This is a genomic window from bacterium, assembly GCA_030697645.1.
In the GTDB taxonomy this organism is placed as follows: Bacteria; Patescibacteriota; Minisyncoccia; order Phycocordibacterales; family VMGT01; genus JAUYPI01.
In genome coordinates this window covers 65,007-73,640 of the sequence record JAUYPI010000003.1, presented here as the reverse complement: position 1 = coordinate 73,640, position 8,634 = coordinate 65,007, and the positions used below count along the sequence as shown (strand labels likewise).

General features: G+C 56.3%; 8 protein-coding genes. 4 read left to right on the top strand and 4 right to left on the bottom strand.

Annotation, left to right across the window (positions count from 1 at the left end; translation table 11 throughout):
• Positions 1-291: 291 nt before the first annotated feature.
• The 4 genes from Q8R39_00730 (at position 292) to Q8R39_00715 (ending at position 3,913) form a co-directional block, all read left to right on the top strand.
• Positions 292-558: a hypothetical protein gene (locus tag Q8R39_00730; protein MDP3734935.1), complete on the top strand. Its 267-nt coding sequence runs from the start codon at positions 292-294 to the stop codon at positions 556-558.
• A gap of 19 nt (positions 559-577) precedes the next feature.
• Entirely contained in the window at positions 578-1,786 is a 1,209-nt protein-coding gene (locus Q8R39_00725) for an SPFH domain-containing protein (GenBank protein ID MDP3734934.1), read from the top strand.
• A 196-nt stretch (positions 1,787-1,982) separates the two neighbouring features.
• The gene (locus Q8R39_00720) at positions 1,983-3,065 is read left to right on the top strand and encodes a hypothetical protein (GenBank protein ID MDP3734933.1); all 1,083 of its coding nucleotides are present in this window, start codon (positions 1,983-1,985) and stop codon (positions 3,063-3,065) included.
• 386 nt (positions 3,066-3,451) lie between these two features.
• Complete coding sequence (locus Q8R39_00715) at positions 3,452-3,913, top strand: hypothetical protein (GenBank protein MDP3734932.1); 462 nt, start codon at positions 3,452-3,454, stop codon at positions 3,911-3,913.
• Positions 3,914-3,982: 69 nt separating this feature from the next.
• Here the strand turns inward: Q8R39_00715 and Q8R39_00710 are convergent, their stop codons facing one another.
• The 4 genes from Q8R39_00710 to rpmF form a co-directional block, all read right to left on the bottom strand.
• The gene (locus tag Q8R39_00710) at positions 3,983-6,280 is read right to left on the bottom strand and encodes an AAA family ATPase (GenBank protein ID MDP3734931.1); all 2,298 of its coding nucleotides are present in this window, start codon (positions 6,278-6,280) and stop codon (positions 3,983-3,985) included.
• A 144-nt stretch (positions 6,281-6,424) separates the two neighbouring features.
• Positions 6,425-7,123 (bottom strand): ribonuclease III, encoded by a 699-nt coding sequence (gene rnc, locus Q8R39_00705; protein MDP3734930.1) that lies wholly within the window; start codon positions 7,121-7,123, stop codon positions 6,425-6,427.
• Positions 7,124-7,287: 164 nt separating this feature from the next.
• Positions 7,288-8,214 (bottom strand): transcription antitermination factor NusB, encoded by a 927-nt coding sequence (gene nusB / locus Q8R39_00700; GenBank protein ID MDP3734929.1) that lies wholly within the window; start codon positions 8,212-8,214, stop codon positions 7,288-7,290.
• 112 nt (positions 8,215-8,326) lie between these two features.
• Positions 8,327-8,557: a 50S ribosomal protein L32 gene (gene rpmF / locus Q8R39_00695; GenBank protein ID MDP3734928.1), complete on the bottom strand. Its 231-nt coding sequence runs from the start codon at positions 8,555-8,557 to the stop codon at positions 8,327-8,329.
• Positions 8,558-8,634: the final 77 nt, after the last annotated feature.

Here is an 8,634-nt window from a genome sequence, read left to right as displayed (position 1 = left end):
GGCTGTTTCAGTAATCATATCCCGGAAGCGTATCACGCGCTCCCAGGTGGAGATGAATCCCTTCGTTCCCTTAAATTTGTTGAAGATCCTCACTCTCTTTTACTGGTTTGAAAGAGTGCAGGATGTATGTGGCCTTATGCAATGCGCACACCAGGACATTGATAGCATGTATATGATATGCTATATGGGCTGTAGAGACCTCTGACAACATAATCCCCGACTGGAAGGGAGGTGATTTCTGTGAACGCCTTATTTCTGCTCCAGGTGTTGATATTGGGTGTATTGTTCCTCATGATTCTGACCCAATGGGCGATCCCGTTCTGGCGAGGAACCCCGGTATTCCCTATTTTCCGCGCCGAACGTCGGATCGAGCGTGAGCTTGAAAAGGCACGGCAGCAGCGGCTTGAAGCCGAGCTCGAAGAACGACTCAAGCACGAGCAAGGTGGAAGCCAAGCAGGTGATGGATTAAGAACTCCCGGAGGAATCATTCCTCTGAGCCTCGAAGAACGCTACCGCAAAGGAGAAAACGATGAATCAGTCTCCAATCAGCCCGCGTAAGGTTTTGGTTGTCGGAGTCATGGCGGTTTTCGTGATCATCGGCACGATCATGAGTTTTCAGTTGTTTGAACACCTGGACGCAGAAGATCTCATGGTGATCCAATCGCCATGGAGCGGCACCCTCACTTGGCACACGAACCCTGGTGTTAAGGGGCAGTGGTTCGGTAAGGTGACAAAATACAGGAAACGGGACCAATTCTGGTTCTCGGCAAAATCCGATCAGGGCAAGAAGGCTAAGGAATCGCTACAGGTCCGTTTCAACGACGGGGCCCACGCCACCATCTCAGGTTCTATCGCATGGGAAATGCCGGTAGACGACAAAAGTCTCAGGGCGCTCCATGTACGGTATGGCAGTCACGACGCGATCCAGCAGCAGCTCGTGCGCACGGTAATTGAGAAGGCGGTCTATATGACTGGCCCCCTCATGAGTTCCAAGGAGTCATACGCTGAAAAGCGTAATGAACTTCTCCGGCTCATGGAGGATCAGGTGCAGCGCGGCGTCTATCGGACAGAAACCGTACAGGAGCGCCAGCCCGATCCCATGACCGGCCAATCCCGAGTGGTCAACGTGGTGAAACTCGTCCTGGGCAAGGATGGCCAGGTCCTGCGGCAAGAGACCTCCCCGCTGGAGGAGTTTGGTGTGAAGACGTTCAACCTCTCAATCAATGAGATCGAGTACGATCCCGAGATTGAGAAACAAATCCAACTGCAGCAGCAGGCCACCATGCAAGTACAGCTTGCGGTAGCCAAAGCGAAGGAAGCTGAACAGGAAACCATTACCGTGGCCAAAAAAGGGGAAGCGGACGCGGCGCGTGCCAAATGGGAGCAGGAAGTCATCAAAGCCAGACAAGTAACGGAGGCGCAACAAAAGTTTGAGGTGGCAAAGCTGGGTGCGCAGCAGCAACTTGAAGTTGCACGATTAGATGCCCAAGCGGCTGAACAGTTCAAACTCGCCGAGACACTCCGTGGCCAAGGCGAAGCGGCTCGACGGCACCTAGTCATGGAAGCGGACGGGGCGCTTGAAAAGAAACTGGCCACCTATGAACGCGTCAGCCAATTCTATGCAACAGCAATTCAGAACTTCAAAGGGAATTGGGTTCCGAGCGTCGTGATGGGGAACAACAGCAGCCATGTGGCTGGATCTGGTGCGCAGGAGTTGATTGATCTACTCACCGTAAAAACAGCTAAAGAGCTCGGCCTCAGCCTGAATGTTCCAACAGGCCAGTAAGGACGTTAGCAACAAAGCGCGTGGGGATCGTTTTACACGATCATCTGTACCACGCGCTTTTTCTTTTTTTGCACTTCGGAACGGGTTGACATATGGACACATCCTCTAATAGGATAGCAAGTAGAAAGGGATGTCCTTTCACAGCTCAGGCGTACGCTCCCGAGTTGACCAATGGCTCTTAGAGAGGAGATGCCACATGCAAACAGTGGCTCAAATAGGATCTTCGGACCTCGAGCTGATGGGTGGCTATTTGGATCTCGGTTATGCGCCCCCGGAGAGGAACCTCGACACGGGCGTATTCTCCGAACTCAGAGCGGCTATGCGACGCGAATCAGTGCTGCTCGTTCTCGAAGATAACATCGCCAAAGAGGCAATCTACCGCGCCTATAAGCAAGACCTCCAACTGCTTCAGAAATACCAGCAAGAGTTCGAGGCACTGATTCAGGCCGCGGTGCGCTATGCCATCATCGTAAACGGAAGCAGCTCTCGACAAGGACGCCAGCGATCCCAGGAAACATGGGAGTTATTGAAAACCCAGATTCCGGGAGGACAGACAGCGCTCTTGATTGACCTGCATCATACCCGCGCCGGACTGCCGGTTCCTCAGCTCCTCGAAGAGCTGAAGAATGAGTTTCGCTCCGGCGTGTCGCATATCCTGCGGTCTCTTGCCGAGTGGCTTCGTGTTCTGGTCGCAAACGAGTTCATCGGTCTCGTTGACTGGACCGATCTCGATGTGTGCCGGTATCACTACTTCAAGCACGAGGTGACGAAAGAGGTGGTGAGCGAGCGGACCCGGAACGAAACATCGTTCGATGGATCGAAGCCGTACGGAAGCCGCACAGAGTACCGAACGGTCAGGGACCGGGAGATCCACGAGCGGCAACTCCGCGAACGGCACGTCCACCACATCATCCGAGCAAAGCTCCATGGCATCAAGGAGTACCCGCATCGAGTGCCGCGGAATGTGGCAGCTTTTATTGATGCGATCCCGGCGTCGCTCCAGCCTCATGTACATATCGTTGAGGGGATGATTACCAAAGAGGAAGTATTGCGGCGCCAAGTGGGAGAGGAGAGGAGCGTCAGTTCAGAGATCCTCTCTGTGTGGAAAGCGTCTCCCGGAGTTTTATTCGGGTATTTCAATATGATCGGCTGGAGCGGAGACGACCTGAAGTCAGGAGGCGTCTTCTACGGTCTCCAAAAAGAGGCTCAAAGAAGGGCTAGTAAACAACGAGCCGCAGCAAGACGGAATCGGTTAGTCGGTCGTTTGTTTACGGCGTAAGGTCTTCCGTTGCCGAAAGACGCCTTCGTTTCCACCGGGGGCACTCTCCCCTATGGTTAAGCGAGTACTTTTAGTGGAAGTAAAATTATAGCAGACAGAAAGGAGGTCGCCCCACATTTCAGAATGTGGGGCGTTTGCTTTTTATCTACGAGTAAGTGCTCACACCCGTCTTTGCGAGCGACTGAAAGGAGCAAAGCAATCCAGTTGTTGCGCCGTAATTCTGGATTGCTTCGTCGCTCCACTCCTCGCAATGACGGCTTTGTCTCGCAGTCGTGTGACAGGTGTGAGTGGTTACCGATGCTCACATTGACGCGCTGCTTTGAGTGTGCTAGCCTAGCACTGGTTTAGTGCCGTATACATCCATTCCACCAACTGGAGGGTTTTCGATGGAAACACAAATTTATACGATTTCCACCAGACCGTACCCACCGTACCCTGGCAATGGGGAAGATGTCTCGTATAGAGTCGATGAGATCTTTGAGTGTACTGTCTGTGCGGTGCAGACCAATGCCGCACGAAGCGCATTTCGCTGTGATATAACTGTCAAGTGCCCTCACGGGGGTAAAGAATGGCACAAGAAGCTCGCAAAAAAGGTCAAGTGGATCGGCAAGCCGCATCCGCGATCGTATCGAGATGAGCTACAGAAAGAAATAGACGATGAACGTCGCGACCACGCCGACGAAACTAACCAACACGATATTGTCGGCCTTGAGACGACAGAGATAAAAACAGTACGCAAGCTCAAGGGAGGATATCAGTATTTCGCCGAGCGTGAACTGAGCAAAATTTTTGGTAGCCCGAGAGACTTCTCGAGCGCGCTGCGTGACCGAATAGGCTGGCGACGGTAATCAAAACGGTTGCCGTTCAGACGGACAATCTAATGGGCGGCTGGTATAGACACCGGCCGCCCGTTTTTTTTATTTCGTCACTGCGACGTCGGCGTCGAACTTGATTGAAAGGAGTTGCGAGACGCCGTCCACGCCCATGGTGACGCCGTATAGCACACTGGCGCGACTCATGGTCTCGCGGTTGTGGGTGATGAGGATCAGCTGCGAGCGCTCGGCCAAGCGCTCAATCATGTCGCCGTAGCGGCGCGAGTTCGCCTCGTCGAGCGCCGCATCGGTCTCATCGAGAATCAAAAAGGGCGGCGGGTGCACCTGCGAGATCGCAAAAATGAGCGCGATCGAGGTGAGTGCGCGCTCGCCGCCGGAGAGCTGCTCGAGGCCGCGGAGGCGCTTGCGCGGGAGTGAGATCTCGACGTCAAGGCCCACGTCAGGACTCTCATTATCCAGATTCGAGTCGCTCTCTTCCGAGTCGGCGGACAAAGCATCTTCCACGGCAGATGGTAGACGCTGCCGCGCGCGCGGAATGCTCAACACAACCGCTGCCCGTCCGCCATCAAAGAGGAGCGAGAAAAACTCCTGGAACTGTTCATTGATCCTCGCGAGCCCGTCCCGAAAGCGGCTCTCGAGCTCGCCTCGAAGCTCATCCATCAGCGTCTCGAGAGACTCTCGTGAGTGCGCGAGGTCCCCGAGCTCGCGCTCGAAAAAAGCGTCTCTTTCCGCCGTCGCCTCGTACTCCTTCTGCGCCTCTATACTCTCGGCGCTCCCCGCCTCCTCGAGCCGGATCCGTAGCCGCTCGATGTCGCGTCGCGCTCGCTCGTGCTCCGCGCGCGTCGCAGCATTCGATTGGGCGGTCTCGGCCCTCTGCTCCCTCTCCGCTGGCACATCGTACTGCACGACCTCGCGCCCGAGCAGCATCGCCGCCTCGCCCTGTTCGCGCTTGAACTCGAGCTCTTCGCGCCGAAGCTCGGCTTCGCGCTCCGCGAGCGCACGCTCGTCCGAGGCAAAGGTATGCGCGCGCGTCTCGAGCTCTCCGAGCACTCGTTCACGCTCGTACTCCCGCTCGCGAGCAAGCCGCCGAGCGGCTTCGCGCTCTCGGAGGTCTCGCCCGAGTGCCTGTTCGCGCTCGGCGAGAGAATGAAGGACATTCGTTATCCGCTCTCGCTCGAGCCCGAGACCCTCTTGCCCACCTGCAGAGAGCTCTGTGCTCGCTTCATGCACCCGTCTCCCTGCCCGCCGCTCCGCAACAAATGCGGCAATGCGCTCTCGCAGCCGCTCGAGCGCATCGCGGATGAGCGCGAGATCCTCCTCGCCCTTGAGCTTCTCGAGGCACTCGCCGACGAGCGCCGCAAGCTCTTCGAGATCGGCGAGCGGTACCGCGCCCAGGGATTCCCCGTCGCTCCGTGACGCCGTCTCTTTTGCGTGCTTGCCGCGGAGCATCTCAAGAACCCCCTCGATGCGTCCAAGCTCACGGCTCTGCTTCTCGCGCTCCGCACGAAGGTCTCGAAGCGCCGCTTCGATCTCGCCCGTCCCGGAACTCACGCTCTCTACTGCTGGGCTCTCGTTTTCCGCTAGCAAGAGTGCCTCGCGCTCTTTGTGCAGCGTCTCTCGACGCACCACGAGGTCCGTCCGCGCCGCTTGGAGCTCCTCGCCGCGAGCGCGGAGACCTGCCTCTTCCGAGACAAAGTATGCGCGGTAGAGTACCACGAGGTCGCGCGCAAGCGAGCGGGCGCGCTCGAGCCGCGCCGCCTGTTTTTTGAGAAATCGGAGGTGCGGCGCGATCTCGCGGCGCAGCGCCTCGACAGAGCGGATGTTCTCCTTAGTCTCAGCGAGCTTCTTCACGCTCTCCGCGAGTTTATAGTGATAGACGCGGAGGCCGAGCGCGTCCTCGATCATGGCGCGGCGCTCGCTTGCGGAGCACGCAAGGATGCGGTCCGCCTCGCCCTGCGAGATGATGTGGTGGCCCGTGCTGCCAATGTTCGCCTGTGCGAGGAGGCCCGCGACGTCTCGGAGGCGCACACGGCTCCCATTCAGTGCATACTCGTTGACGCCATCGCGGTGCACCACGCGCTCGATCACGACCGTGTCGAGATCAAGCGCGAGGACGCGGGAGCTGTTGTCGAACGTGAGTGCAACGGACGCGCGGCTTGAGCGCGGAACGCCAGTCGAGCCATTCCAGATAAGATCCTCGCCGCGCTTACCGCGGAGCGATTTTATGGACTGCTCGCCGAGGACCCACTGTAGCGCGTCTTTTGAATTTGACTTGCCAGAGCCGTTCGGCCCCACAATCGCGGTAATCGGAGCGGCAAAGGAGAGCGTCGTTTTGCGCGCGAACGACTTGAAGCCGGAGAGTTCGAGAGATTGGAGATGCATGAAGGAGCAATTTCCAATTTCCAAACAGATCTCAAATTCCAAAGAATTAAATCTCAAACACGGCGACTGACGTGTTTGGGAATTGGAGCTTTGAGATTTGGGAATCGCTTGGAAATTGTAGATTTGGAACTTGGAAATTCGTTTTTACCATCCCTTCTTCTCAAGCCCTCGTCGCGCCGCGACTTGCTCCGCTTCCTGTTTTGATTTCCCGTCGCCGCGCGCGATCTCCTCGCCCCCGAGAAAAACGCCCACCGTGAATTTCTTGTCGTGGTCCGGCCCCTCTTCGCTCACGGTCTCGTAGTTCGGCGTAATGCTCGCCTTCTCTTGCGCTTGCTCCTGAAAGCGGCTCTTTGCGTCGCGATAGAGGCCCTCCTCGACGATGTCGTCAATGAGGTGGAAGAGGTTCGCGGCGATAAATCGTCTTGCAGCCTCGTAGCCCTGATCGAGGTATAGGGCACCAATCACGGACTCGAAGGTATTCGCAAGGATGTACTGGCGCGCGCGACCAGTGTCCTTGCTCTCGCCGCGCGAGAGCAGCAGGTACTCGTTCATGCCGAGGCCGGTTGCGACAGTCGAAATCGTCGAGGTGTTAACGAGCGCGGAGCGGAAAGACGTGAGCTCGCCTTCGGGTTTGTGCGGGTACTTCGCAAAGAGATACTCGGTAACGACGAGCTCAAGCACCGCGTCGCCGAGAAACTCGAGCCGCTCGTTGTGCTCGAGGCCGCTCATGCGGTGCTCGTTGATGTACGAGCGGTGCGTAAACGCCTGAGCGAGCAGGCCTTTATTACTGAACGAAACGCCGACCGATTCTTCAAAGGGCGTGAAGCGTGAGAGGTCGAGCATGTGCTTTGGAGTTCAAAGCCCGGACACTATGCGAGAATTTACAATTATCAATTTTCAATTTTCAATCAATTTTGCAATGAATCAATTTTCAAACACGACGTCGTTCGTCGTTGAACATTGAAACATTGAAAATTTATTGAAAATTGATTATTAAAAATTGAAAATTAAGACGCCGCGCGGGCCTTGGATTTATCTTTTGATAATATGTTGACCGCCTTCGTGATGATGGGCACAATATCTTCGTAAAAATTGAGCTCGCCGATATCCGAGGCCCTGAACCAGCGGGCGTCGTCGAGGCCGCCTGAGGACTCGAGCTTGAGATCGATAAACGGCGCTTCCGCGAGGTAGTAGCTCACCCGTTTACGTTTCTTGCCGACCTCTGGATCGTTCGCCACATACTCATTCTCGCCGAGCTTTCCCTTGAGCTCGATGTCAAGGCCGATTTCCTCCTTAATCTCGCGTGCCGTACCCGCTGTCTCGTTCTCGCCATACTCGAGCTTGCCTTTGGAGAGAGTCCAGTGGCCAAACACATCGTGGACAAACGCAAGGTGAAGCCCGCCTCTCTCATCTCGCGCATACACCACCGCGCCCCCCAGCCGCTCGAGCGGCATCTCGTCATAGGGCACGTCCTGGCCCACATGACGCCGTTTCGACGTCTCGTCCTTGCCCGGCTCGCCGAGCTCCTTATAGACTGCACCGAGCACTCCATTAACAAACTTGCCGCTGTTCTCTCCGCCGAAAGTTTTTGCAAGCTCAATTGCCTCGTTAATCGCAACTTTTGCCGGCACCTCACCACGATCTGAAAACAGCAACTCGAAAAGTCCGATCCGGAGCACGTTTCGATCAATATAAGAAATCTTGTCGAGCGGCCATTCCGGCGCAGCCTGCTCGACGATCGCGTCGAGGTCAGCGCATCGAGCGATGATGCTGTGCGCGAGCCGCCCTATAAAGGGCACATCGCCCATGCCCGGGGCGAACTCCGCGGCGTTGCGCGCGATGATTGCGTCAATGTCGCTCTCGCGCAGTGTGCGGAAGTCCCACTCAAAGAGGGACTGGAGCACTATAGATCTTGAAAGGTGCCGATTGGCCATGCCAAAGGACGGAGCTTTTAGCTTATAGCTGTTAGCTTTTAGAGGGACGACGGCGCACGCTGTGCGCACCCGCGTTCGATGCCTCTAAAAGCTATAAGCTAACAGCTAAAAATCACTTTCCTCTCGCCTTCTCTTTCGCTTTCGTCCGTCGCTCCTTACGCTCCATTCTAGCAACAATATCAATGACCTGTCTCCCCCGGTATTGTCCACAGCCCTCGCAGACACGGTGGGTGAGGTGCGCCGCGCCACAGTTGCCGCACCGCGAGAGGCGCGGAATGGTGAGCGCGTGGTGACTCCGTCTGTTTGCCGTATGGGCGCGCGTGGAGCGCATTCGTACAACCATGGCTCTACTATACTACACGAGAGCGGGGCAGGCAAACACGACGACTGATAGCGGTTAACTTTGCTATAATATAAAAG